Annotated in this window: 22 protein-coding genes and 2 pseudogenes; 11 read left to right on the plus strand and 13 right to left on the minus strand. The window is 73.9% G+C overall.

The genetic code is table 11. The annotated features are described in order from the left end of the window. Positions 1 to 44 precede the first annotated feature (44 nt). Both ACIP93_RS12455 and ACIP93_RS12460 read left to right on the plus strand, forming a co-directional pair. Positions 45 to 638 (plus strand): TIGR03086 family metal-binding protein, encoded by a 594-nt coding sequence (locus tag ACIP93_RS12455; RefSeq protein WP_345224195.1) that lies wholly within the window; start codon positions 45 to 47, stop codon positions 636 to 638. A gap of 145 nt (positions 639 to 783) precedes the next feature. Beyond that, positions 784 to 2,121 (plus strand): S28 family serine protease, encoded by a 1,338-nt coding sequence (locus ACIP93_RS12460; RefSeq protein ID WP_345224196.1) that lies wholly within the window; start codon positions 784 to 786, stop codon positions 2,119 to 2,121. Between the two features lie 93 nt (positions 2,122 to 2,214). On the opposite strand, the gene ACIP93_RS12465 is transcribed toward ACIP93_RS12460, so the two are convergent. From ACIP93_RS12465 to ACIP93_RS12490, 6 genes and pseudogenes are all read right to left on the minus strand, one after another. Further along, the gene (locus ACIP93_RS12465) at positions 2,215 to 3,675 is read right to left on the minus strand and encodes a peptidoglycan D,D-transpeptidase FtsI family protein (RefSeq protein WP_401757810.1); all 1,461 of its coding nucleotides are present in this window, start codon (positions 3,673 to 3,675) and stop codon (positions 2,215 to 2,217) included. Between the two features lie 118 nt (positions 3,676 to 3,793). Beyond that, positions 3,794 to 4,261: pseudogene (locus tag ACIP93_RS12470) on the minus strand (LuxR C-terminal-related transcriptional regulator); the annotation flags it as partial. A 151-nt stretch (positions 4,262 to 4,412) separates the two neighbouring features. Then, positions 4,413 to 4,637 (minus strand): annotated as a pseudogene (locus ACIP93_RS12475) (response regulator transcription factor); the annotation flags it as partial. Further along, the gene (locus tag ACIP93_RS12480) at positions 4,634 to 5,929 is read right to left on the minus strand and encodes a sensor histidine kinase (RefSeq protein ID WP_401757812.1); all 1,296 of its coding nucleotides are present in this window, start codon (positions 5,927 to 5,929) and stop codon (positions 4,634 to 4,636) included. The gene ACIP93_RS12480 and the pseudogene ACIP93_RS12475, both read right to left, overlap by 4 nt. Further along, positions 5,926 to 6,897 (minus strand): hypothetical protein, encoded by a 972-nt coding sequence (locus tag ACIP93_RS12485; RefSeq protein WP_401757814.1) that lies wholly within the window; start codon positions 6,895 to 6,897, stop codon positions 5,926 to 5,928. Before ACIP93_RS12485 ends, ACIP93_RS12480 begins: the two co-directional genes overlap by 4 nt. A 131-nt stretch (positions 6,898 to 7,028) precedes the next feature. Beyond that, positions 7,029 to 7,517 (minus strand): GNAT family N-acetyltransferase, encoded by a 489-nt coding sequence (locus tag ACIP93_RS12490; protein ID WP_345226580.1) that lies wholly within the window; start codon positions 7,515 to 7,517, stop codon positions 7,029 to 7,031. Between the two features lie 194 nt (positions 7,518 to 7,711). Here ACIP93_RS12490 and ACIP93_RS12495 point away from each other — a divergent pair, with 194 nt between their 5' ends. Together ACIP93_RS12495 and ACIP93_RS12500 are read left to right on the plus strand one after the other, a co-directional pair. Beyond that, positions 7,712 to 8,410, plus strand: a complete 699-nt coding sequence (locus ACIP93_RS12495) for a DsbA family oxidoreductase (protein WP_401757958.1) — start codon at positions 7,712 to 7,714, stop codon at positions 8,408 to 8,410. A gap of 172 nt (positions 8,411 to 8,582) precedes the next feature. Beyond that, complete coding sequence (locus tag ACIP93_RS12500; protein ID WP_401757960.1) at positions 8,583 to 9,560, plus strand: aminotransferase class V-fold PLP-dependent enzyme; 978 nt, start codon at positions 8,583 to 8,585, stop codon at positions 9,558 to 9,560. 49 nt (positions 9,561 to 9,609) lie between these two features. Here the strand turns inward: ACIP93_RS12500 and ACIP93_RS12505 are convergent, their stop codons facing one another. Continuing rightward, entirely contained in the window at positions 9,610 to 10,506 is an 897-nt protein-coding gene (locus tag ACIP93_RS12505; protein ID WP_401757816.1) for an SCO1860 family LAETG-anchored protein, read from the minus strand. Positions 10,507 to 10,887: 381 nt separating this feature from the next. After that, positions 10,888 to 11,985 (minus strand): amidohydrolase family protein, encoded by a 1,098-nt coding sequence (locus ACIP93_RS12510; RefSeq protein WP_401757818.1) that lies wholly within the window; start codon positions 11,983 to 11,985, stop codon positions 10,888 to 10,890. A gap of 129 nt (positions 11,986 to 12,114) precedes the next feature. Here ACIP93_RS12510 and ACIP93_RS12515 point away from each other — a divergent pair, with 129 nt between their 5' ends. The 5 genes from ACIP93_RS12515 to thpD all read left to right on the plus strand — a co-directional run bounded on the left by ACIP93_RS12515 (position 12,115) and on the right by thpD (position 16,991). Continuing rightward, complete coding sequence (locus ACIP93_RS12515; protein WP_345224204.1) at positions 12,115 to 13,224, plus strand: aminotransferase class V-fold PLP-dependent enzyme; 1,110 nt, start codon at positions 12,115 to 12,117, stop codon at positions 13,222 to 13,224. A 336-nt stretch (positions 13,225 to 13,560) separates the two neighbouring features. Beyond that, the gene (ectA, locus tag ACIP93_RS12520) at positions 13,561 to 14,097 is read left to right on the plus strand and encodes a diaminobutyrate acetyltransferase (RefSeq protein WP_345224207.1); all 537 of its coding nucleotides are present in this window, start codon (positions 13,561 to 13,563) and stop codon (positions 14,095 to 14,097) included. A gap of 255 nt (positions 14,098 to 14,352) precedes the next feature. After that, entirely contained in the window at positions 14,353 to 15,621 is a 1,269-nt protein-coding gene (gene ectB / locus ACIP93_RS12525) for a diaminobutyrate--2-oxoglutarate transaminase (RefSeq protein ID WP_345224209.1), read from the plus strand. A gap of 50 nt (positions 15,622 to 15,671) precedes the next feature. Continuing rightward, positions 15,672 to 16,070 (plus strand): ectoine synthase, encoded by a 399-nt coding sequence (locus ACIP93_RS12530; RefSeq protein WP_345224211.1) that lies wholly within the window; start codon positions 15,672 to 15,674, stop codon positions 16,068 to 16,070. 6 nt (positions 16,071 to 16,076) lie between these two features. Next, on the plus strand, positions 16,077 to 16,991 hold the full coding sequence (gene thpD / locus ACIP93_RS12535; protein WP_401757821.1) for an ectoine hydroxylase: 915 nt from the start codon (positions 16,077 to 16,079) through the stop codon (positions 16,989 to 16,991). A gap of 70 nt (positions 16,992 to 17,061) precedes the next feature. Here the strand turns inward: thpD and ACIP93_RS12540 are convergent, their stop codons facing one another. After that, positions 17,062 to 18,141 carry an alkene reductase gene (locus ACIP93_RS12540; protein ID WP_401757823.1) on the minus strand — a complete coding sequence of 360 codons (1,080 nt, stop codon included), beginning with the start codon at positions 18,139 to 18,141 and terminating at the stop codon, positions 17,062 to 17,064. A 127-nt stretch (positions 18,142 to 18,268) separates the two neighbouring features. Between ACIP93_RS12540 and ACIP93_RS12545 the strand changes: the two genes are divergently transcribed. Further along, entirely contained in the window at positions 18,269 to 18,736 is a 468-nt protein-coding gene (locus ACIP93_RS12545) for a MarR family winged helix-turn-helix transcriptional regulator (RefSeq protein ID WP_345224217.1), read from the plus strand. Between the two features lie 127 nt (positions 18,737 to 18,863). Here ACIP93_RS12545 and cobC read toward each other — a convergent pair whose 3' ends face one another. Both cobC and ACIP93_RS12555 read right to left on the minus strand, forming a co-directional pair. Further along, positions 18,864 to 19,907 carry an Rv2231c family pyridoxal phosphate-dependent protein CobC gene (gene cobC / locus ACIP93_RS12550; RefSeq protein WP_345224220.1) on the minus strand — a complete coding sequence of 348 codons (1,044 nt, stop codon included), beginning with the start codon at positions 19,905 to 19,907 and terminating at the stop codon, positions 18,864 to 18,866. Further along, on the minus strand, positions 19,897 to 20,322 hold the full coding sequence (locus tag ACIP93_RS12555; RefSeq protein WP_401757825.1) for a cobalamin biosynthesis protein: 426 nt from the start codon (positions 20,320 to 20,322) through the stop codon (positions 19,897 to 19,899). Before ACIP93_RS12555 ends, cobC begins: the two co-directional genes overlap by 11 nt. An 83-nt stretch (positions 20,323 to 20,405) precedes the next feature. Here ACIP93_RS12555 and ACIP93_RS12560 point away from each other — a divergent pair, with 83 nt between their 5' ends. Continuing rightward, positions 20,406 to 21,134 (plus strand): ZIP family metal transporter, encoded by a 729-nt coding sequence (locus tag ACIP93_RS12560; protein ID WP_345226587.1) that lies wholly within the window; start codon positions 20,406 to 20,408, stop codon positions 21,132 to 21,134. Positions 21,135 to 21,142: 8 nt separating this feature from the next. Here the strand turns inward: ACIP93_RS12560 and ACIP93_RS12565 are convergent, their stop codons facing one another. After that, positions 21,143 to 22,540 carry a cobyrinate a,c-diamide synthase gene (locus ACIP93_RS12565; protein WP_401757827.1) on the minus strand — a complete coding sequence of 466 codons (1,398 nt, stop codon included), beginning with the start codon at positions 22,538 to 22,540 and terminating at the stop codon, positions 21,143 to 21,145. After that, on the minus strand, positions 22,534 to 23,142 hold the full coding sequence (cobO, locus tag ACIP93_RS12570; RefSeq protein WP_345224226.1) for a cob(I)yrinic acid a,c-diamide adenosyltransferase: 609 nt from the start codon (positions 23,140 to 23,142) through the stop codon (positions 22,534 to 22,536). The genes ACIP93_RS12565 and cobO overlap by 7 nt, the downstream gene beginning before the upstream one ends. Position 23,143: the final 1 nt, after the last annotated feature.

The raw sequence follows: 23,143 nt of genomic DNA on the forward strand, positions 1-23,143 counted from the left end.
ACTGCTGCCGTCGCCGCTCCGGGACGCAACAGGGAGGGACCTTGATGACGACCACCACGACCGCCGCCCCCACCGCCGTCGTGTTCGACCTCGAACCGGCGGCCCGACGCCTCGTCCGGCTGCTCGACGGGGTGACCGAGCAGCAGCTCCAAGGGCCCACGCCCTGTGCCCGGTTCACCGTCCGGGACCTCCTGGCGCACCTCGTGCACCGCACGGCGGCGTTCCGCGACGCCGCCCGCAAACGGCCCGAGCCCCCCGCCGGGGACGCCCTGCCGGCGGACTGGCGGCGGCGGCTGCCGGGGCAGCTCGCCGCGCTCGCCGGCTCCTGGCAGCAGCGCGACGCCTGGACCGGGGCCACCACCGTCGGCGGCACCCCGCTGCCCGCCGGGGTCGCCGCGCAGATCGCCCTGGACGAACTGGTGCTGCACGGCTGGGACCTGGCCCGCGCGACCGGGCAGCCCTTCGTCTGCGACCGGCGGAGCCTCCAGGTGGTCTACGCCCTGCTCGCCCCGGAGGCGGACAACCCGGCCCGCGCCCCCATGTTCGGCCCCGTCGTGGACGTACCGGACGGATCGCCGTTCCTGGACAGGGTGGTGGGGCTCGGCGGACGGGACCCCCGATGGGTCCCCGCGGCCTGAGAGTTCACCACTCAGTACGCATGTCGGACACCGGAATCCGATTCGGTGGCCGTGAGGGGCTGACGACGGGCGGGCCGGCGTGCTTACGATGCGGGGCTGCGGCGCATCGATCAACGCGTCACCATCCGCCCGAGGGGAATTCAGCGTGCGTACGAAGGTACTTCCCGCCCTGTTCTGTGCCGGACTCATAGCCACGACCGGCGTGCTCGCCGGAAACGCCGCCAGCGCGGCGCCCCGTGGCAGCTCGGCCGTGGCGCAGGACGCCACCGTCCGGGAGAAGCTGGAGAAGATCCCCGGCCTGCGGATCGTCTCGGAGACCCAGAAGGAGGGCCGGCCCTTCTTCACGCTCATGCTGAGACAGCCCGTCGACCACGACCGGCCGTGGCGCGGCAGCTTCGAGCAGCAGTTCACCCTGTGGCACAAGGCCGAGACCGCCCCCGTCGTGCACTACACCGGCGGCTACACCCTCTCCTCCAGCACCCGCGAGATCACCCGCCTGCTGGACGCCAACCAGGTGAGCGTCGAGCACCGCTTCTTCGGCAAGTCCGTCCCCGCCGGCCGGACCGACTGGAGCAAGCTCACCATCCAGCAGCAGGCCGCCGACGAACACAACATCGTGCGGGCCCTGAAGCGCATCTACCCGGCCAAGTGGCTCGGCACGGGCGCCAGCAAGGGCGGCATGACGCAGACCTACCACGAGCGCTTCTACCCGGAGGACCTCGACGCCGTCGTCGCGTACGTCGCCCCCAACGACGCCGACAACCGCGACGACCGGGTCTACGACGAGTTCTTCGCCACCGTCGGCACCGCCGAGTGCCGCACCGCGCTGGACGCCGTGCAGCGCGAGATGCTGGTGCGCCGCGAGACGATCCGGCCGCTGTTCGAGGCCACCTCCAAGGAGCAGGGCCTCACCTTCCGGCAGCTCGGCTCCACCGACCGCGCCTACGAGTTCTCGGTCCTGGACCAGGTGTGGAACTTCTGGCAGTCCGGCTCCGCCGCCGACTGCCCGACCGTCCCCGACGCCAAGAAGGCCACCGACCGGGAGCTGTACGACTGGTCGCTGGGCCACGGCCTGTCGATCTACTCCGACGCCGACGCGGGCCCCGAGGGCACCGGCCCCTACTACCGGCAGGCCGCCGCCCAGCTCGGCTGGGCCGACCTGAAGTTCAAGCACCTGCGCGACGTCCGCAACCACCCGGACATCTACCAGCCCAACTCCCTGCTCGCGGCCGACATGCGCACCCGCTACAGCGGCTGGGACGCCAAGGACGTCGACCGCTGGGTGAACAAGAAGGGCCAGCGGATGATGTTCGTGTACGGGCAGAACGACCCGTGGAGCGCCGAGCGCTACCGCCCCTCCAAGCGCGACTCGCACCTGTACGTCGCCCCGGACACCAACCACGGCGCGCTCATCTCCAAGCTCACCCCGGAGCAGCGCGCCGAGGCGGAGGCCACGGTCAAGCGCTGGGCAGGCGTGAAGTAGCCCACCGGACGCACGCGTCGAGCGCGGCCCGCGCGGGCCGCGCTCGACCCGTCGCCGTCCGGCACGGGACCGCCGGGCTTCCGTGCCCGCGGCTCACCCGCCCAGTGCGGCCTGCATGGTCTTCCGCGCGACCGGCGCCGCCAGACCGTTTCCGCTGACCTCCGAGCGGGCCGCGCCCGAGTCCTCGATCAGGACCGCCACCGCGACCTCCTTGCCGGTCCTCCGGTCCTTCGCGTACGAGGTGAACCAGGCGTAGGGCGTCTTGCTGTTCTTCACGCCGTGCTGGGCGGTGCCGGTCTTGCCGCCGACCTCCGCGCCCGCGATCCGCGCGTTGGTGCCGGTGCCGTCCTCGACGACCGTGACCATCGCGCTGCGCAACTGCTCGGCGGTGCGCCCGGAGACGATCCGCCTGCTGTCCGCGCCGTCCTCGTGCTTCTCCAGCACGTCGCCGCCCGCGCCGGTCACCTCCGACACCAGGTGCGGGGCGGGCAGCTCGCCGTTGTTGGCGAGGGCGGCGGAGACCATTGCCATCTGCAGCGGGGTCGCCGTCACGTCGAACTGGCCGATGCCCGTCAGCGCCGTCTGCGCCTTGTCCATGCCCTGCGGGTAGACGCTCGCGTAGGCGCGCACCGGCACGTCCAGCTCGTCGGTGTTGAAGCCGAACTTCTCCGCCATCGCCTTCACCTTTTCCTGCCCCAGGTCCACGGCGAGCTTCGCGAAGACGTTGTTGCAGGAGTACTTGAGGGCGGTGCGCAGGGTGGCGTTCTCGCACGGCGCGGACCGGTTCTCGTTGTGCAGGACCGTGCGGGTGCCGGGCAGGGTGTACGGGTCGGGGCTGGCCGTCGGGGCGTCCACCGAGTCGTACAGGCCGTCCTCCAGCGCGGCCGACGCGACGACCAGCTTGAACGTGGAGCCGGGCGGCAGCGGCTGGCGCATCGCCCGGTTGGTCATCGCCTTGTCCTCGTCGTCGCCGGAGGTCAGCTTCTTCCAGGCCGCGCCGTCGTGCGATCCGGTGATCGTGGAGGGGTCGTACGACGGGGTGCTGACCATGCCGAGGATGCGGCCGGACTTCGGGTCGAGGGCGACGACCGCGCCCTTCTTGTCGCCGAGCGCCCGGTAGGCGGCCTTCTGGACGGCCGGGTCGATGGTGGTGACGACGTTGCCGGGGCGCGGGCGCTTGCCCTGGACCAGGTCGGACGGGTTCTTCAGGCGGTCGTCCGTGCCGTCGAGGACCTTGCGGTAGATGCCCTCCAACTGGGTCGCGCCGTACACCTGCGAGGTGTAGCCGGTGACGGGCGCGTAGAGCGGCCCGTCGGTGTAGGTGCGTTTGTACGCGAGGTCTCCGCCCTCCGTCTTCGCCGAACCGGTGACCGGCGAACCGGCCACGATGATGTTCCCGAGCGGACGGGCGTACTGCTGCACGATGTTCCGCCGGTTGTCCTTGTCCTCTGCGAGCGCCTTGCCCTGGTACGCCTGCACCCATGTCACCCGCACCAGCAGCGCGAGGACGAGCAGCAGGCAGAACACGGCGGCGCGCCTGATCGTCTTGTTCATCCTGTGGGGAAGGACGAACGGGGGCCGGACGGGAGTTCCGTCCCGCGGTGGTTCTCATCCTTTCTTCAGGTACGGGGCCTCGGGCACGGGCCTCGGGCACGGGGCGGCCGTGCCGGGCTCAGCCGGGCTGGATGTAACCCGTCTCGTACGCGAGGATCACGGCCTGCGTACGGTCCCGGGCCCCCGTCTTCGCGAGGACCGCGGCCACATGGGTCTTGGCGGTGGCCGCGCCGAAGCCGAGGGCGGCGGCGATCTCCGCGTTGGTGAGGCCCTTGGCCATCAGCCGCAGCACCGCCGCCTCCCGCCCGGTGAGCCGGGACGCCCACGGGGGCGGGTCCGCCGCCCGGCCGCGGCCGTACTCGGCGGCGAGCGAGCGGACCGCCGCGGGGAACAGGAGGCTGTCGCTGCGCGCGACCAGCCGCACCGCCCGCACCAGGTCGTCGGCGCCGGCCCGCTTCAGCAGGAACCCGGCGGCGCCCGCGCGCAGCGCCTCGTACACGTAGGCGTCGTTCTCGAAGGTGGTGACGACGACGATGCGCGGCGGGTCGGGAAGGGTGGCCAGGAGCTGCTCGGTGGCGCGGGTGCCGGGGCGCGACCGCCACCGCCCCGCCCTGAGGGGCCCGGCGGGGGGCGGGGGCCGGGCCCCCGGGGCCGCCGCCGCCGCGGGCGGGGGGGGGGGGGGGCTGGGGGGCCCGGCGGGGGGGGGGGGCGGGCCGGCCGCCCCCCCCCGCCCCCCCCACGTCCATGAGGACCACGTCGGGGCGCGCGGCACGGACCACCGAGACCGCCTCCGCGCCGGTCGCGGCCTCGCCGACGACCTCCAGGTCGGGTTCGGCGTCCAGGATGACGCGCAGCGCGGTGCGGACCATGCGTTCGTCGTCGGCGACGACGAGGCGGACGGGAGCGGGCAGGGGGTGCTCGGCGGCGGGGGCGGGCGGGGGCTGTCGGGGCGTGGTGTTCATCGGGGGTCCCTTCCGGTCGTCTCGGCCAGCGGCAGCCGGGCGGTGAGCCGCCAGACCCCGTCGGACGCGTGTGCGCCCGCCTCGGTGTGTCCGCCCAGCAGCACGGCCCGTTCGGCCATGCCGCGCAGGCCCCGGCCGCCGCCGGGGCGGACCGGGGCGGGGCGCCGCGGCAGCGGGTTCTCCAGCACGATCTCCAGCTCCCCGCCGTGCACGGCGGCCCGCAGCGAGACGGGCCGCGCGCCGCCGTGCCGCAGCGCGTTGCTCAGGCCCTCCTGGACGATCCGGTACGCCTCCCGCGACACCGGGCCCGGCACCCTCGCCAGGACGTCGTCGCCGTCCCCGGCGCGCGTCACCGGGACGCCGCTGCGGGCGAGCAGGCCGGCCAGCGAGTCGAGCGCGGGCCCCGTCCGGTCCCCGGGGGCGTCCTCGCCGCGCCGCAGCACGCCGAGGACGGCGTCGAGTTCGCCGACCGTGCGCCGGGTGGTGTCCTCGATCGCGGCGAGTGCCTCCCGTACGAACTCCACGTCGTCGGGCCGCCCGCTGTCCAGGACCTTGCGGGCGGCCCCCGCCTGGAGGGTCACCGCGCTCAGCGCGTGTCCCACCGAGTCGTGCAGCTCGCGGGCCAGCCGGTTGCGCACGGCGAGGTCGGCGGCCCGGCGCTCGGCCGCGGCCAGCCGGTCGGCGGGGGTGGGCCCGAGCAGCACCGGCGCACACCGGGCCAGCAGCGCGGAGGCCGCCGCGCTCACCGCGGCCAGCAGCAGCATCGACAGGACCCCCGCGACCGGGGCGAGCGCCAGTGCCCAGGGCTGCCCGGCGAACTCCGGCAGCCCGTACCGGGACTCCCGCAGGGCGGGCACGAACGGCAGGGCCACCAGCACGCCCGCGAAGGGCGTCAGCGCCAGTGAGGCCCCGCTGACGATCCCGCCGAGCGCCAGGTGCAGCGTGAACCACCCCGAGGTCCGTACCCGGGCCGCCCGCGTCCTGGCCGGCCCCTCCGGGAAGCCGTCGCCCCGCGCCGGGGCGAGTCCCAGCGAGCGGACCGTCGCCACCGACAGCGGCCGCGCCGGGGCCAGCAGCCCGAACACGGCGACCAGCGGCAGCACCGCCGCGAAGGCGGAGAGCTGGCCGGCCGCCGACAGGAACGGGTTGCCGCCCCCGGCCAGCGGGCCCACGACCACGGTCCCCACGAGGTGGAACGGCATCAGCAGCGCCCCGCCCACCACCAGGTGCAGCCAGCCGAGCCGCGCCGGCCGCCCGAACAGCCATGTCCGCAGGGACCGTTGCCCGCTCATCCGGTGTGCTCCCGCTGCTGCCTCAGCCGGGCGAACAGGGACCTGCCGCCCACCAGGGCGAGGAGTCCGGTGATCACCTGGACAGCGTAGGCCAGCAGGTCCGCGAGCGGGGCCGCCTCCGCGTTCCCGGCCATGGTTCCGGTGGCCAGCATCCAGCCGCCCCAGCAGCCCAGCACGCCCGACCCCGTCCAGACCGCCGCCAGCACCGCCCGCAGCGGGATGCGGCCGCCGAGCCGCAGCGCGAGCACCAGCAGGCCGGTGGCCGCGGTGAGGGCGAAGGCCCCGTGCACCCCGGAGACCAGCCGGGCGTTGACGGAGAGCGCCTGCCCGGCGGCGCTCCCGTGCCCGGTGCAGGCCGCCAGCAGATGCGGTACGGAGCAGGCGGCGGCCAGCACGGCCCCGGCCACCCCGGCGGCCCCGGTCCGGCCGGCCGGGCGCGGCAGCCCGGCGACGGGGCCCTGCCACAGGTGCCCCCAGCGCTCCTTCGCGTACCGGACGAACAGCGCGCCCAGGGCGAGCCCCTGGAGGATGAACCCGCCGTAGACCACCGTGAACACCCACGGGTCGAGGAAGGGCGTCTCGTCGGGCGGCGTGACGCCGGGGGAGTCGCCGAGGAGCAGTTGCAGCGGGAAGGCGGTCATGATCGGCGCGAGCAGCCCGGCCGCCGCCCACGTCGGCAGGACCAGCAGCGCGGCGGGCACCCGGCGGCCCCAGGTCTGGGTCAGCAGCAGGGCCAGCGCGATGACGGCGGCGTCCATCAGGACGGTCACGGAGTTGGCGAGGGCCATCAGCGCCGGCATCTCCAGCAGCGCACTGCCGTCGGGGATGCCGAGCCGGCCGCCCGCGATCCAGGAGACCTTCAGGGCGAGGTACGGCACGCAGGCGACGACGGCCACGGCGCGCAGGGCCCGCACGGCGGCGGAGGGCGGCCGGACGGCCGGGGCGAGCGGTGCAGTGAGGGTGGTCATGCCTCCACACTCCCGTCCGGGCCGCCCGCGTACCTCCTGCTCACGGCGGAACCGCCTCCCCCGCGCGGGGGAGGCGGCCCGGGAGGGCGAGGGGGAGGGAGACGGCTCGGGCGTGCGCCGGTGGAGCCGGTTCAGGAACCGAGTTCGAGGACGACCTCCTCGATCTCCACGCCCCGCGCGTTCGCATACCCCCGCTCCCGGTGCGAGAGCACGAACCCGCACTTCTCCATCACTCGGATCGACGCGCTGTTGTCCGCCGCCGCCCGCCCGTACAGCGGCCGGTCCGCCACCAGGTCCAGCAGCGCCCGCAGCGCCCGGGTGGCCAGCCCGAGGCCCCAGTGCTCGCGGCCGATCCAGTACGTGATCTCCCGCTCGCCGGCGGGCCCGAACACGGCCGCGTTCCCGACGACCACCTCCTCGCCGTCCGCCCCGTGGGCCACCACGGTCCGCGCCACCACCTGCGGATCTTCGCGCACCCGCCGCCAGTGGGTCGCGAAGTGCTCGCGGTCGGCGGGGTCCTCGCTGGTGAAGGCGGCCATGTCGAGGGCGGCGGCGTCATTCATCTGCTGGAAGAAGACCGGCAGGTCGCTGTCGCGGACCTCGCGCAGCAGGATCCGCAGGGAGGTGGACTCGGAATGCGAGGGAAGCACAGGCGTCCTCCGGTCGGAGCGTGGATGATGCCGGGCAGGTTATCGAACAAGAGATCGAAAGAGGGTGGGAATGGGGACGGCCGCGGCGCGGTTGCCCCTGTTGTTGACAGTTGTACTTGTATGAGACCGGGAGAAGAAGAACCATGACCACCCCCGCCGCCCCCCTGCGCGTAGAGATCTGGTCCGACGTGGCGTGTCCCTGGTGCTACGTGGGCAAGGCCCGCTTCGAGAAGGGCCTCGAAGCCTTCGCGCACCGGGCCGACGTCGAGGTGGTCCACCGTTCCTTCGAGCTCGACCCGAACCGTGCCAAGGGCGACGTCGTCCCGGTCGTCGACCTGCTGGCGCAGAAGTACGGCCGCACGCCCGAGCAGGCGCGCGCCATGGAGGAGACCGTCGCCGCCAACGCGCACGCCGAGGGCCTCGGTTACGTCACCGAGGGCCGCGACAGCGGCTCCACCTTCGACATCCACCGCGTCCTGCACCTCGCCAAGGAGCGCGGCCTGCAGAGCGAGCTGCTGGACCTCGCCTACCGCACGAACTTCGCCGGGACCGCGTCCGTCTTCGACGACGAGGTGCTGGTCGGTCTCGCCGTACGGGCGGGCCTCGCGGAGGCCGAGGTGCGCGCGGTGCTGGCCGACCCGTCCGCGTACGCCGGGGCGGTCCGCGCCGACGAGCGCGAGGCGGCCGAACTCGGCGCGAGCGGGGTGCCGTTCTTCGTCTTCGACCGCCGTTACGGGCTGTCCGGCGGACAGCCCGCCGAGGTCTTCACGAAGGCGCTGGAACAGGCGTGGCAGGGCCGCTCGCCCCTGGTGCAGGTGGCGGCCGAGGGGCAGGCCTGCGACGTGGACGGCAACTGCGCCTGAAACACGGCCCGTTGGGTGAAACGGCGTGGACGGGGCGGGGCGGGCCGGGCAGAGTTCCCGTATGAACTCTTCTTCCCGTCCCGCCCCCTCCGCCCGTCCCGCCGAAACCGGGCTCGTCCCCGGCGAGTTCGCCCCCGAAGGCGCCTACCTCAACACCTCCTCCTACGGGCTCATGCCGCGCCGCACCGTCGAGGCCGTCACCACGCTCACCGAGCTGAGCGCCCGTGGGCTGCGGCCCGACGCGGGCACGTACGAGGCCGTGGACGTGGCCCGCGCGGCGTACGGGCGGCTGGTCGGCGTCGGGGCGGACCGGGTCGCCGTCGGCACGTCGGTCGCGTCCCACACGTCCGTGGTGGCGGCCGCGCTGGCGCCGGGCTCCGAAGTCCTGCTGCCCGAGGGGGAGTTCTCCTCGCTGGTGCAGCCCTTCGTCGTACGTCCGGACCTCAAGGTGCGGTGCGTTCCGCTCGACGACCTCGCGGCGGCGGTGCGGCCGGAGACCGCGCTGGTGGCGTGGGCCGTCGTGCAGTCCGCGGACGGCCGGGTGGCCGACGACGCGGCGGTACGGGCCGCCGCCGCGGCGCACGGGGCCCGCACGCTGGCCGACCTGTCGCAGGCGGCGGGGTGGCTGGCGGTGGACGCCGGGGCCTACGACTACACGGTGACGGCCGCGTACAAGTACCTGCTGTGCCCGCGCGGGACGTCCTTCCTGACCGTCTCGCAGGAGGCACAGGACGTCACCCCGCCGATCCAGGCCGGATGGTCGGCGGCCGAGGACATCTGGGCGAGCACCTACGGGCCGGTCGCGGAACTGGCCCGGTCGGCACGGCGGTACGACACCTCCGTCCCTTTCCTCTGCTACCAGGGGGCGGTGGAGTCGCTGGCCCTGCTGGAGTCGGTCGGCGTCGAGGCGGTGGCGGCCCACAACGTGGGGCTCGCGGACCGGCTCCGGGCCGGGCTGCGGGAGGCGGGCCACGAGCCGGTGGCGGCCCCGGGCTCGGGCATCGTGGCCGTGCCGGGACTGGGCGACCGGGCGGCCGGGCTGGAGCGGGCGGGGGTGCGGGTGTCCGCGCGGGCGGGGAACCTGCGGGTGTCCTTCCACCTCTACAACACGGCCCAGGACGTGGACCGCGTGCTGTCCGTCCTGGGGTGACGGGACGTCCCGGTGCCGGGGCGCGGCCCCGGCGCCGGCCGTGCCCGGGTTACGCCCGCCGGCCCCGGGCCACCGCCGCGCCGCCCACCGCCAGCAGCAGCACCCCGCCGCCCACCAGGTACGGCGTCGCCGAACTGCCGCCCGTCTCCGCCAGGTTGACCGGATCGGCCGCCACCGTCTGGGGCGCGGGAGCGGCGGCGGCGGGGGAGGCGGGGGCGGCGGGGGCCGCCTGCACCGTGCGGACGTCCGGCACCGTGCACGCCGTGGAGGCCAGGGTCACCACCCCCTCCACCTCCGCCACGTTCAGCTTCAGCGGGTTCACCGACACCTTCAGCTCCAGCGCCGCCGCGGCCGCCTCCCGCGTCGTCGTGTGCGTCCTGGCGAGGGTCAGCGCCACCTCGCCCACCGCCGGGACCCGCACCCGCGTCACCCCGCCCGCCGTCAGCGTGACCCGCTTGCCCAGCACCGTCACCCGCCCCAGCGCGTTCGCCTCGGCCTCCGGGCGGGCCCCCGCCACGCACACCGACCGCGAGGTGATCTTCTCGACCTCGATCAGCGACAGCAGGGGCAGCCCCGGCACGTGCACCTTCGCCCGGGCCAGCTCCGCGTGCGCCTCGGCCCGTTCCGCCCGCACGTCCGCCCCGGCCGTCGCCACGTCCGCCCGCAGCATCGACACCGGCCGCCCCGCGCCGACCCCGTCCACCGTCACCGTCAACGCGGTCCGCGAGGCGGTCCCGGGGGCCGTCACCTCGTTCAGGGAGGCCTTCACCGGCACGTTCAGCGACTTGTCGAGCAGGGACACGTCCAGGCCGGCCGTCAGGACGGACGCCCGCGCCGTCCCTTTGTCGTCGCCGGTGGCCTGCGCGGGACCCGCGGCCAGGGCCAGCAGCGTCAGCGCCCCGGCGGCGGAGGCGACTGCGGGCAGGCGGAAGAGAGAGCTGTTCAAGGCGGTGGACCCCCACAGAGAAGCACGCGTGAATGACGCCGCCCGACCCGCGGCCGTCCGTCACGGGGGACACCGTGGCGGCCGCGGTCGGGCGACTGAGACAGGGGAATCCTTACGCACCGAGGGTGAATGAGGGGGCGCAGAGCGTGAGTTCACCCCAAGGGGTGGTTTTCGCGCATGAGTTCGCAACTGGAGGCCCCTGAGGGCACGGGAGTTCGCTCCCTTCACCCCCGTCCGGGGGAGCGCGCGGGGGGACGCACGACGGAGAACGCCCGCTCCCCGCCACGCGTCCGTCAACCCCCCGCCACCGCGCGCCCCTGGCCTCCGCCGGCCGCTACGCGCCCCGCACCCCCGTCCCCCACCACCTGCGCCACGCGTCCGTCACCGTCCCGCCACCACGCGCCCGTTCACCACCACGTGCCGAGGCGCCCCCAGCACCCGGACGTCCGCCCTCGGGTCCGCCTCGTACACCACCAGGTCCGCCGGAGCGCCCTCCTCCAGGCCCGGACGCCCCAGCCATTCCCGCGCGCCCCACGCCGTCGCGGCGAGCGCGTCCCGGGCGGGGATGCCCGCCTTGACCAGTTCGGCCACCTCCTCCGCCACCAGGCCGTGGGCGAGGGCGCCGCCCGCGTCCGTGCCGACGAACACCGGGATGCCCGCGTCGTACGCCGCGCGCACCGTGTCGTACCGGCGCGCGTGCAGTGCGCGCATGTGCGCCGACCAGCGCGGGAACTTCGCCTCGCCGCCGTCCGCGAGGTGCGGGAAGGTGGCGATGTTGACCAGCGTCGGAACGATCGCCACCCCGCGCTCGGCGAACAGCGGAATGGTGTCCTCGGTCAGGCCCGTCGCGTGCTCGACGCAGTCGATCCCGGACTCCACCAGGTCGCGCAGCGAGTCCTCGGCGAAGCAGTGCGCCGTCACCCGCGCGCCCAGCCGGTGCGCCTCCGCGATGGCCGCCGCCACCTCGCCGCGCGGCCAGCACGGGGTCAGGTCGCCCGCCTCGCGGTCGATCCAGTCGCCGACCAGCTTCACCCAGCCGTCGCTGCGCCGGGCCTCGGCCGCGACGTACGCGACCAGGTCGCCGGGCTCGATCTCGTGCGCGTAGTTGCGGATGTAGCGCCGGGTGCGGGCGATGTGCCGGCCCGCCCGGATGATCTTCGGGAGGTCGTCCCGGTCGTCGATCCAGCGGGTGTTCGCCGCCGACCCGGCGTCCCGGATCAGCAGCGTCCCCGCGTCCCGGTCGGTCAGCGCCTGCCGCTCGCTGGTCGCGGCGTCCACGGCCCCGTGCCGGTCGAGCCCGACGTGGCAGTGCGCGTCGACCAGGCCGGGCATCGTCCAGCCCTCCAGCACCGTCGACTCCACGGCCCCCGGCGGGCGTTCGTAGGTGATCCGGCCGTCCACCGCCCACAGTTCGTCCCGTACGTCCTCCGGGCCGGCCAGCACCCGCCCCTTCACGTGCAGCACCTCGTGATCGCTCATTCGAGCACTGTACGAGGCCGGGCGCGCCCCCGGCCGGTCGTGCCGGGGACCGGCGAAAGCGCCCGGACGCGGCGGTGGGACTACCCTCGGCCGGGTAAGACCGAACACTGATCCGAAGAGAGCGCCGCCGTGACCCACAGCCTGCTGGACCTGCCCGCCCTCACCGCCGAGGACGTCGCGCGCATCGACCGCAAGGTCGCCGCCCTCCTGGACACCGAGCAGGACGTCGTGATCATGCAGGGCGAGGCGCTGCTGCCGCTGGAGGCGTGCATCCGGGCCGGCGCACCGCGCGGCTCGCACGCGCTGAACATCGTCACCGGTCCTTACGGGCAGACCTTCGGCGACTGGCTGCGCGACTGCGGCGCCACCGTGCACGACCTCGCGGTGCCCTTCCACGCGGCGGTCACCGCCGAAGCGGTGCGCGACGCGCTCGCCGCCCACCCGGAGATCGGCTTCGTGTCCCTGGTGCACGCCGAGGCCGCCACCGGCAACACCAACCCGGTCGCCGCGATCGGGGACGTCGTCCGCGAGCACGGCGCGCTGTTCTACCTCGACGCCGTCGCCTCCGTCGGCGCGGAGCCGGTGCGCCCCGACGCGTGGGGCGTCGACATGTGCGTCATCGGCGCGCAGAAGGCGATGGGCGGTCCCGCCGGGGTCTCCGCCGTCGCGGTCAGCGCCCGCGCCTGGGAGCGCTTCGCCGCCAACCCCGACGCGCCCCGCGCCTCGTACCTCTCGCTCCTGGACTGGAAGGCCCGCTGGATCGACGGCGGCCGCCGGACGCTGATGTTCGCCCCCGCGCAGTTGGAGATGCTGGCCCTGGAGGCCTGCCTGGACCGCATCGCGGCGGACGGGCTCGACGCCGTCATGGCCCGCCACGCCCGGGCGGCCGGGGCGGCCCGGGCGGGCGCGCTCGCGCTCGGCGGCGGGATCGAGCCGTTCGTGTACGAGGCCGGGGCCGCGGCCCCCGTCGCCACCACGCTGCGGGTGACCGGCGGGCTCGACGCGTCCGAGGTCGTCGCGGAGGCCCTCGCGCTCGACCCCTCCGTGCCGCTGATCGCGGGCGGCGGCGCGCTCGCCAAGGAGATGATCCGGGTCAACCACTACGGCACGGACGCCACCCGTGAGGCCGTGCTCGCCTCGCTGGAGGCGCTGGGCGGGGCGCTGGAGCGGCTCGGCGCACCGGGCGTGAAGACCGCTTCTGCCCGGGCGGCCGTCGCGGAAACCTGGCCCGGCGAATAATTCACACGTAATTGCCGATGGAATTGCCGGGCATTCCCCGGAATTAACGGAGGCCCACAGATAAACGGGAAGCTGCTTGTTCACCGCAGCTTCCCGTTTTCTTCTGCCCGCGATCATGGAGCCTAAACACCAGGATTCCGCAGAGGTCACACCGGTGTTTCGGACGTGTGACCGACCCCACATGCAAGCCGATTTGCCCGGAAATTACCGGGCAAATCGGCTTCATTCGCGACCGGTTCACCAGCGGTTCGCGCTCGCGCGATAACACGGAAAGCGCCATCAGCCAACCCCGTCCCTCCATGCATTTTTTGAATTCCCTCGGTAAATTTCACCGACATGACTGCCGCACAAGCAGACCCAGTAACCACGTCAGTTTTGGAGATCGACAGCCCGCGAGTGGAGGACGGAGCTGCGATCTGGCGCATTGCCCGCGACTCCGAGGTCCTGGACCTGAACTCCTCGTACAGCTACCTCCTGTGGTGTCGCGACTTCGCGACGACCTCGGTGGTCGCCCGCGACCGGCCCGGCGGCGACCCGATCGCCTTCATCACCGGCTACGTCCGCCCGGAGCGCCCCGAGACGCTGGTCGTCTGGCAGGTGGCCGTCGACGACGCGCACCGCGGCCGGGGACTGGCCGGAACCCTGCTGGACGCGCTGACCCTGAAGGTCGCCGCCAGCCACGGCATCACCGCCGTCGAGACGACGATCACGCCGGACAACGTCCCGTCCGACCGGTTGTTCACCTCCTACGCGGAGCGCCGCGGCGCGACCGTCAGCCGCGAAGTCCTCTTCGACGAGGGCGTGTTCCCCGCCGACTCGGGCGAGAGCCACCTGCCCGAGGTGCTGTACCGGATCGCGCCGGTGGCGGCCTGAGCCGCACGCGCGCCGGCAGCGGCCCGAGCCGCGTGCCCGCCGGTGGCGGCTCCGGACCGTACGCGCGCCGGCACCGGTCCGAGCCGTTCGTACGCCGGTAGCTGCGTGGCCCGCGGGCGCACCGGCCCGGTCCGAGCCGTACGCACGCCGTCCCGCGACGACCGGGACGGCCCCGTCCCGCCCCGTCCCACGACGGCCGGGACCCCCGAACTTCTTCTTCGCACATCCGCCCTCTCCCCATCCCAGGAGACCGCTGTGACCATCACGCCCCCCGCCCTGAGTGTCTTCGAGACCGTTGAGTCCGAGGTCCGCAGCTACTGCCGCAGCTGGCCCGCCGTGTTCGACCGCGCGCAGGGCTCGCGCATGTACGACGAGGACGGCCACACCTACCTCGACTTCTTCGCCGGCGCCGGCTCCCTCAACTACGGGCACAACAACCCGGTCCTCAAACGCGCCCTGATCGACTACATCGAGCGCGACGGCGTCACCCACGGCCTGGACATGGCGACCACCGCCAAGCGCGCCTTCCTGGAGACCTTCCAGAACGTGATCCTGCGCCCCCGCGACCTCCCCTACAAGGTGATGTTCCCGGGCCCGACGGGCACCAACGCGGTCGAGGCCGCGCTGAAGCTGGCCCGCAAGGTCAAGGGCCGCGAGTCGGTCGTGTCCTTCACCAACGCCTTCCACGGCATGTCGCTGGGCTCGCTCGCCGTCACCGGCAACGCCTTCAAGCGCGCCGGGGCGGGCATCCCCCTCGTGCACGGCACGCCGATGCCGTTCGACAACTACTTCGACGGCCAGGTCCCGGACTTCCTGTGGTTCGAGCGCCTCCTGGAGGACCAGGGCTCGGGCCTCAACAAGCCCGCCGCCGTGATCGTCGAGACCGTCCAGGGCGAGGGCGGCATCAACGTCGCCCGCGCCGAGTGGCTGCGTGCGCTCCAGGAGCTGTGCCACCGCCAGGACATGCTCCTGATCGTCGACGACATCCAGATGGGCTGCGGCCGCACCGGCGCGTTCTTCTCCTTCGAGGAGGCGGGCATCCAGCCGGACATCGTCACCCTCTCGAAGTCCATCAGCGGCTACGGACTGCCCATGTCGCTGTGCCTGTTCAAGCCGGAGCTCGACGTCTGGGAGCCCGGCGAGCACAACGGCACCTTCCGCGGCAACAACCCGGCCTTCGTCACGGCCGTCGCCGCGCTGAACGCCTACTGGGCCGACGGCCAGATGGAGAAGCAGACCATCGCCCGCGGCGAGCTGGTCGAGCGCGCGCTGCTCGCCATCGCCGACGAGAACGCCGAGTCCGGCGTCAGCTTCCGCGGCCGCGGCCTGGTCTGGGGCATGGAGTTCACCGACAAGAACCGCGCCACGGCCGTCTGCCGCCGCGCCTTCGAGCTCGGCATGCTCCTGGAGACCTCGGGCCCGGAGAGCGAGGTCGTGAAGCTGCTTCCGTCGCTCACCATCTCCGCCGAAGAACTCGACGAGGGGCTGCGCATCCTGGCCCGCGCGGTCCGCGAGACCGCCTGACCCCCCGTCACCTCTCAGCCGACGTACGCAAGAGAAAGGCCCAACCCACCGTGATCGTCCGCTCGTTCAAGGACATCGAAGGAACCGACCGCCATGTGAAGGCCAAGTCCGGCACCTGGGAGAGCAAGCGCATCGTCCTCGCCAAGGAGAAGGTCGGCTTCTCCCTGCACGAGACGACGCTCTACGCGGGCACCGAGACCCAGATGTGGTACGCGAACCACATCGAGGCCGTGCTGTGCGTCGAGGGCGAGGCGGAGCTCACCAACGACGAGACCGGCGAGACCCACTGGATCGAGCCCGGCACCATGTACCTGCTGGACGGCCACGAGCGCCACACCATGCGCCCCAAGACCGACTTCCGGTGCGTGTGCGTGTTCAACCCTCCCGTGACCGGACGGGAGGACCACGACGAGAACGGCGTCTACCCGCTGCTGACCGAGGAGGTCTGAGCCGAAATGACCGACGTACTGACGAACCCGACGGGCTCCGCCACCCGCGACCTCTACCCCACCCGCGGCGCGACCGAGGTCACCACCCCCCGCCAGGACCCGGTGGTCTGGTCGGCCCCCGGCGCCGAGGGCCCGATCACGGCCGGCGACCTGTCCGGCTACGAGCGGGACGGCTTCCTCACCGTCGACCAACTGATCACGGACGAGGAGGTCGCCCTCTACCGGGCCGAGCTGGACCGGCTGGTCGCCGATCCGGCGGTGCGGGCCGACGAGCGCTCCGTCGTCGAGCCGGCGTCGCAGTCCGTGCGGTCGGTATTCGAGGTGCACAAGCTCAGCTCCGTCTTCGCGCAGCTCGTGCGGGACCCGCGCGTGGTGGGCCGGGCCCGTCAGATCCTCGGCTCGGACGTCTACGTCCACCAGTCGCGGATCAACGTCAAGCCCGGCTTCGGGGCGTCCGGCTTCTACTGGCACTCCGACTTCGAGACCTGGCACGCCGAGGACGGCCTGCCGAACATGCGCACCGTCTCGGTCTCCATCGCGCTCACGGAGAACTTCGACACCAACGGCGGGCTGATGATCATGCCCGGCTCGCACCGGCACTTCCTGGGCTGCGCGGGCGAGACGCCGAAGGACAACTACAAGAAGTCCCTCCAGATGCAGGACGCGGGCACCCCGTCCGACGAGGCGCTGACCCGGATGGCCGACGCGCACGGCATCAAGCTCTTCACCGGGCGCGCCGGTTCGGCCACCTGGTTCGACTGCAACTGCATGCACGGCTCCGGCGACAACATCACGCCGTACGCCCGCAGCAACGTCTTCATCGTGTTCAACAGCGTGGAGAACACGGCGGTGGAGCCCTTCGCGGCCCCCGTGCCGCGCCCCGACTTCATCGGCGCGCGGGACTTCACCCCCGTGCGGTAGTTCCCGCCGCGCGTACGCCGTGGGGCCGGCCTCCGTCACGGAGGCCGGCCCCACGCGGCAGGTCCGGGGGCTAGCCGGCCAGGGCGGGGTAGTCCGTGAAGCCCTTCGCGTCGCCGCCGAAGAAGGTGGCCGGGTCGGGGGCGTTGTACGGGCCCCCGGTGGCCAGCCGGGCGGGCAGGTCCGGGTTGGCGAGGAACAGCGCGCCGAACGCGAGCACGTCGGCGGCCCCCTCGTCGAGCAGCGGCAGCGCGCGGTGGTCGGTGGGCCCGTCAGTGTACGGGTTGAGCACGAAGGTCCCGTCGAAGGCCGCGCGCAGCACCGGGGTCAGGGCGCGGAACTCGTCCGTGGCCTCGGTCACGTGCAGGTAGGCCAGGCCCAGCGGCGACAGCGCGGCGACCAGGGCCTCGTACGTCGCGGGGACCTCGGTCTCGGTGATGTCGTTGTACGGGTTGCCGGGGGAGAGGCGGATCGCGGTGCGCTCCGCGCCGATCTCGGCGGCGACCGCCTTGACGGTCTCCACGGCGAAGCGGATGCGGTTCTCCACGGTGCCGCCGCCCCATTCGTCGGTGCGCAGGTTGGCGTTGGCGGACAGGAACTGGTGGATCAGGTACCCGTTGGCGCCGTGCAGTTCGACCCCGTCGAAGCCGGCGTCGACGGCGTTGCGGGCGGCCCGGGCGAAGTCCCCTACCGTCTCGCGGATCTCGTCGGCGGTGAGCTCGCGGGGCTCGGTGAAGTCGGCGGGGCCCGTGGCGGTGAAGAGCTGCCCGGCCGGGGTCACGGCGGAGGGGGCGACCGGGGTCAGGCCCTCGGGGAGCAGGCTCGGATGGCCGATCCGGCCGCCGTGCATGAGCTGGGCGAAGATCACGCCGCCGCCGGCGTGCACCGCGTCGGTGACCTTCCGCCACCCGGCGACCTGCTCCTGGCTGTGCAGGCCGGGGGTGAACGGGTAGCCCTGGCCGACCACGGAGGGCTGGATCCCCTCGGTGACGAGCAGCCCGGCGGAGGCGCGCTGGGCGTAGTACTCGGCGACCAGCTCGGTCGGCACACCGCCCTCCCCGGCGCGGCTGCGGGTCATGGGGGCCAGGGCGATGCGGTTGGCGAGAGCGGTGCCGGCGAGGTCGTGCGCGGTGAAAGCGGTGGCGGTGGTCACGGTGAGCCTCCGAGGCTGATTGTTGGTCGGCCAAGTAATTCTCGACGGCGTCACTGTAACCCATTACTTGGCCGACCAAGTTAAAGTGGTGGAAAGTTTTCGCCGTCCCCTGGAACGAGGCACCGCCATGACCCCGGACGAACCCGCCTGCCCCAGCGCGGGCCCGGTCAGCTTCTCGCTGTCGACGGTGGCCCGGCTGCACCGGATCGCCGCGGGCAGGGTCCTGCGGTGCCTCGGGCTCTACCCGGGGCAGGAGTTCGTGCTGATGCACCTGTGGGAGGCGGGCCCGGTCCGCCAGGCGGAGCTCATCAAGGCCGTCGGCCTGGACCCCTCCACGGTGACGAAGTCCCTCCAGCGCCTGGAGCAGGCGGGGTACGTCCGCCGCCGCCCGGACCCGGCGGACCGCCGCGCCTCCCTGGTCGAGGCCACGGACCGGGGCTGCGCGCTGCGCGAGCGGGTCGGGGAGGCGTGGGCGGCGCTGGAGGCCCGCACCCTGGACGGCCTGACCCCGGCGGAGCGCGAGACGCTCCTGCTCCTGCTGGGCAAGGTCGAAGGCAACCTGTGCCCGGAGGCCGCGCCGGAGGAGTGCGGCTGACCTGCCGGCCCTGTTCCGCCCGGCGTCCGGCGCCGGGCTCGTTCCCGTCCGCGCGGGTGCGTCCCGGCCGTCCGCGCGGTTCCCCGCGCCCCCGACGGGACGCCGAGCCCCCACCGGCCCGCGCGGCTCACCCCTCCGCCAGCACCTTCCCCAGCTCCGTCAGGAAGCGGTCCGTCGTCTCCCGGTCCCGCACCGCGACCCGCACCCACTCCTGCCCGAGCCCCGGAAACGTGTCCCCCCGCCGCACCGCGAACCCCCGCTCCCGCAGGGGCTCCCGCACCTGCGTCGGCACCCGCACCAGGACGAAGGGGGCCCGGGCGCCCCCGACCACGCTCACGGACCCCAGTCCGGCGAGCCCCGCCACCAGGTGGTCCCGGTCCGCCGCGATCCGCACTGCCGCGTCCGCCGCCTCCTCCTGCGCCAGGGGCGACACGCACACCTCCGCCGCCACCAGCGCCGGCGCCGACACCGGCCACAACGGCTGCGCCCGCTCCAGCAGCGCGATCACGTCCGGCGCGGCCGTCACGTACCCCACCCGCAGCCCCGCGAGGCCCCACGTCTTCGTCAGGCTCCGCAGCACCACGAGGCCCGGCACGTCCGTGCGCCCCACCAGCGCCTCCGGCTCCCCGGGCACCGCGTCCAGGAACGCCTCGTCCACCACCAGCACCCGCCCGGGACGGGCCAGCCGGGCGATCTCCGCCGCCGGGTGCAGCACCGACGTCGGGTTCGTCGGATTGCCGATCACCACCAGGTCCGCGTCCTCGGGCACCGCCGCCGAAGCCAGCCGGAAGCCCTCCGACTCCCGCAGCAGCACCCGCCCCACCTCGTGCCCCGCGTCCCGCAGCGCCGCCTCGGGCTCCGTGAACTGCGGGTGCACCACCACCGGCCGCCGCACCCGCAGGGCCCGCGCGAGCAGCACGAAAGCCTCCGCCGCGCCCGCCGTCAGCAGCACCCGCTCCACCGGCAGCCCGTGGTGCGCGGCCACCGCCGCCCGCGCCGCCCGCCCGTCCGGGTACGCGGCGAGCGTGTCCAGCGAGGCCGCCAGCCGTGCCTTCAGCCATTCCGGCGGCGTGCCGGACCGTACGTTCACCGCGAGGTCCACCAGCCCCGGCGCCGCGCCCCGCACCTCCGCGTCGCCGTGATGCCGCAGGTCATGGCCGTCAGACGTCATCGACAACATCCATTCCGGTACGGGCCACCGCGCACGTCGCCATGGCCGGACGCCCCGCGGGGCTCGACTTCCTCTTCGGCACCAGGAGCTCGCCCCCGGGGCCGGCCGCCGCGAGCGCCGCCGCCTCCGCCACCGACGGCGTGCCCACCGCGCTCAGCGCCCGCCCGGACGGATTCGGCACCGTGACCGAGGCCAGCACGTCCGCCCCGTACGACAGCACCGGCACCCCGAACCTCCGCCCGCACTCCACGATCGCCCGCTCGTCCGCCTTCACGTCGACCGTGGCCAGCGCCCCGACCGAGGCCGGCGGCAGCCCGGCCGCGCCGAGGGCGTCCACCACCAGCGCGTACAACTCCTCGACGGGCGCGTCCTCGCACGCCCCGACCCCCACCGTCACCCGTGCGGCAGCACTCACCGGACATCCTTTCGCGCGGCGAATCGGCCCATTCCGACATGCGCCGCACCGCGCCCATCGACTAGCAAGGGCTCATGGCGTACATGGCGGTCCTCGTCGCGCTCGGCGCGTTCCTGATGACGCTGTTCGGTGGCTGGGTCGCCCAGCGCGTCACCGACCGGCGGCACCTCGTGCTGGGCCTGGCGGGCGGGCTGATGCTCGGCGTGGTCGGCCTGGACCTGCTGCCGGAGGCCCTGGAGGCCGCCGGCAACGAGGTGTTCGGCGTGCCCGCCGCCCTGCTGCTGTTCGTCGGCGGCTTCCTCGCCGCGCACGTCGGCGAGCACCTCCTCGCGGGACGACACGCCGCGCACGGGGGAGAGGAGCAGGACCGCGTCCCGGAGGTCGGACTCACCGCCGCCGCCGCGATGGTCGCCCACAGCCTGATGGACGGCATCGCCCTCGGCGCGGCCTTCCAGGTGGGCGGCGGCATGGGCGCGGCCGTGGCCCTCGCGGTCGTCGCGCACGACTTCGCCGACGGCTTCAACACGTACACCCTGACCAGCCTGTACGGCAACGCCCGCCGCAAGGCCCTGGCGATGCTGTTCGCGGACGCGGCGGCCCCGGTGGTGGGAGCGGCGTCGACGCTCCTGTTCACCCTCCCGGAGGAACTCCTCGGCTGCTACCTGGGCTTCTTCGGCGGCGTCCTGCTGTACCTGGCCGCCGCCGAGATCCTTCCCGAGGCCCACCACGACCACCCGGGCCGCTCGACCCTGCTGTGCACGGCGGCGGGCGCGGGCTTCATCTGGCTGGTGGTGGGCATCGCGGCGGAGTGAGTGCGGGCTCATGACGCGGCGCACCGCTCCACGAACCGGTACGCCAGCCCAGGAGCGGCAGCCCAGTGCGTGTGCAGATAACTGGCGTGCACATTTCCCTGTACGAAGCCCTCCACCCGGCGCCGCGGATGCGTGAACCCCCACGCGGGCGCGGCCCCGGCCCCCGGCTCGATCACGGTCCGGTGGAACTCGTGCCCGCGCAGCCGCGTCCCGGCGGCGGCCAGCGCACTGTCCCCGACGGCCACCGCCTCCCGGTATCCGAGCGTCAGCTTCTCCGACATCCGCGCCTCGGCGTCCAGCACCCCGCACATGGGCTGCCCGTCGAGGGAGCGCGCGAGGTACAGGAGCCCGGCGCACTCGGCGGCCACCGGCGCGCCGGACGCGGCCAGTTCGGCGACGGCCCTGCGCAGCGGCTCGTTCGCGGACAGCTCGGGCGCGTACACCTCGGGGAACCCGCCCCCGATGACCAACCCGCGTGTGCCGTCCGGCAGCCGCTCGTCCCGCAGCGGATCGAACGGTACGACGAGCGCCCCGGCCGCGGCCAGCAGCTCGGCGTGCTCGGCGTACGAAAACGTGAACGCGGGCCCGGCCGCCACCGCCACCACCGGCCCCTGCGACTCCGCTTCCCCCGCCCCCTTCGCCCTCGTCCCCCCGGGCGACGGGGCCGCCCCCCGGCCGGCCCCCGCACCGGGCTCCCACGCCACGGAACCCGTGCCCCCCGCACTCCGCGCCAGCGCCAGCACCGCCTCCAGGTCCACCCCGCCCCGCACCTGCTCCGCCAGCGCCGCGACCGCCTCGACCGCCTCCGCCCGCCGCTCCGCCACCGGCACGAGCCCCAGATGCCGCGACGGCGTCCGCACCTGCGGGGCCCGCCGCAGCACTCCGAGCACGGGCACCCCGGAGCCCTCCAGCGCCTCCCGCAACAGCTCCTCGTGCCGGTCGGACCCCACCTTGTTCAGGACGACGCCCCCGATCCGCACCTCCGGGTCCCACGAGGCGAACCCGTGCACCAGCGCCGCCACCGACCGCGACTGCGACGAGCCGTCCACCACCAGGACCACCGGCGCCCGCAGCAGCTTCGCGACCTGCGCCGTGGACGCCAGCTCGCCCTGCCCGGCGGCCCCGTCGTACAGGCCCATCACCCCTTCGACGACCGCCAGGTCGCACCCGGCCGCCCCGTGCTCGAAGAGCGGTCCCACCAGCCCCGTCCCGCACATGTACGCGTCGAGGTTGCGCCCCGGCCGCCCCGTCGCCAGCGCGTGGTACCCGGGGTCGATGTAGTCCGGCCCCACCTTGTGCGGCGACACGGCGAGCCCGCGCTCCGTGAAGGCGGCCATGAGCCCCGTCGCGACCGTGGTCTTGCCGCTGCCCGACGACGGCGCGGCGATGACGATCCGTGCTACCACTCGATGCCCCGCTGGCCCTTCTGACCCGCGTCCATCGGGTGCTTCACCTTCGACATGTCCGTGACCAGGTCGGCCGCGTCCAGCAGCGCCTGCGGGGCGTTGCGCCCGGTGATCACCACGTGCTGCGTGCCCGGCCGCTCGCGCAGCACCCGGACGACCTCGTCCACGTCGATCCACCCCCAGTGCAGCGGGTACGCGAACTCGTCCAGCACGTAGAAGGTGTACGTCTCGGCCGCCAGGTCCCGCTTGACCTGCTCCCAGCCCTCACGCGCCTTGTCCTCGTTGTCGGTGTTGTCGCCGTGCAGGTCCCGCTGCACCCACGACCAGCCCTCGCCCATCTTGTGCCAGGCGACCGTCCCGCCCTCGCCGGTCGCGCCGAGGGCCTTCAGCGCGTTCTCCTCGCCGACCTTCCACTTCGCCGACTTCACGAACTGGAACACCCCGATCGGCCAGCCCTGGTTCCAGGCGCGCAGCGCCATCCCGAAGGCGGCCGTCGACTTCCCCTTGCCGATGCCCGTGTGCACCATGAGCAGCGGCCGGTTGCGGCGCTGGCGGGTGGTGAGCCCGTCGTTCGGTACGCTCGTAGGCTGTCCCTGCGGCATC

Origin of the sequence: Streptomyces sp. NPDC088745, from assembly GCF_044751045.1 — a bacterium.
Classification (GTDB): Bacteria; Actinomycetota; Actinomycetes; order Streptomycetales; family Streptomycetaceae; genus Streptomyces; species Streptomyces cremeus.

Excerpts from the sequence above, each read along its gene's own strand:
- ACIP93_RS12455 (WP_345224195.1), top strand. The coding sequence starts at position 45 with ATGACGACCACCACGACCGCCGCCCCCACCGCCGTCGTGTTCGACCTC.
- ACIP93_RS12465 (WP_401757810.1), bottom strand. The coding sequence starts at position 3,675 with ATGAACAAGACGATCAGGCGCGCCGCCGTGTTCTGCCTGCTGCTCGTC.
- ACIP93_RS12480 (WP_401757812.1), bottom strand. The coding sequence starts at position 5,929 with ATGAGCGGGCAACGGTCCCTGCGGACATGGCTGTTCGGGCGGCCGGCG.
- ACIP93_RS12485 (WP_401757814.1), bottom strand. The coding sequence starts at position 6,897 with ATGACCACCCTCACTGCACCGCTCGCCCCGGCCGTCCGGCCGCCCTCC.
- ACIP93_RS12500 (WP_401757960.1), top strand. The coding sequence starts at position 8,583 with ATGCCGCGCCGCACCGTCGAGGCCGTCACCACGCTCACCGAGCTGAGC.
- ACIP93_RS12510 (WP_401757818.1), bottom strand. The coding sequence starts at position 11,985 with ATGAGCGATCACGAGGTGCTGCACGTGAAGGGGCGGGTGCTGGCCGGC.
- ectA (WP_345224207.1), top strand. The coding sequence starts at position 13,561 with ATGACTGCCGCACAAGCAGACCCAGTAACCACGTCAGTTTTGGAGATC.
- thpD (WP_401757821.1), top strand. The coding sequence starts at position 16,077 with ATGACCGACGTACTGACGAACCCGACGGGCTCCGCCACCCGCGACCTC.
- ACIP93_RS12545 (WP_345224217.1), top strand. The coding sequence starts at position 18,269 with ATGACCCCGGACGAACCCGCCTGCCCCAGCGCGGGCCCGGTCAGCTTC.
- cobC (WP_345224220.1), bottom strand. The coding sequence starts at position 19,907 with ATGACGTCTGACGGCCATGACCTGCGGCATCACGGCGACGCGGAGGTG.
- ACIP93_RS12560 (WP_345226587.1), top strand. The coding sequence starts at position 20,406 with ATGGCGGTCCTCGTCGCGCTCGGCGCGTTCCTGATGACGCTGTTCGGT.
- cobO (WP_345224226.1), bottom strand. The coding sequence starts at position 23,142 with ATGCCGCAGGGACAGCCTACGAGCGTACCGAACGACGGGCTCACCACC.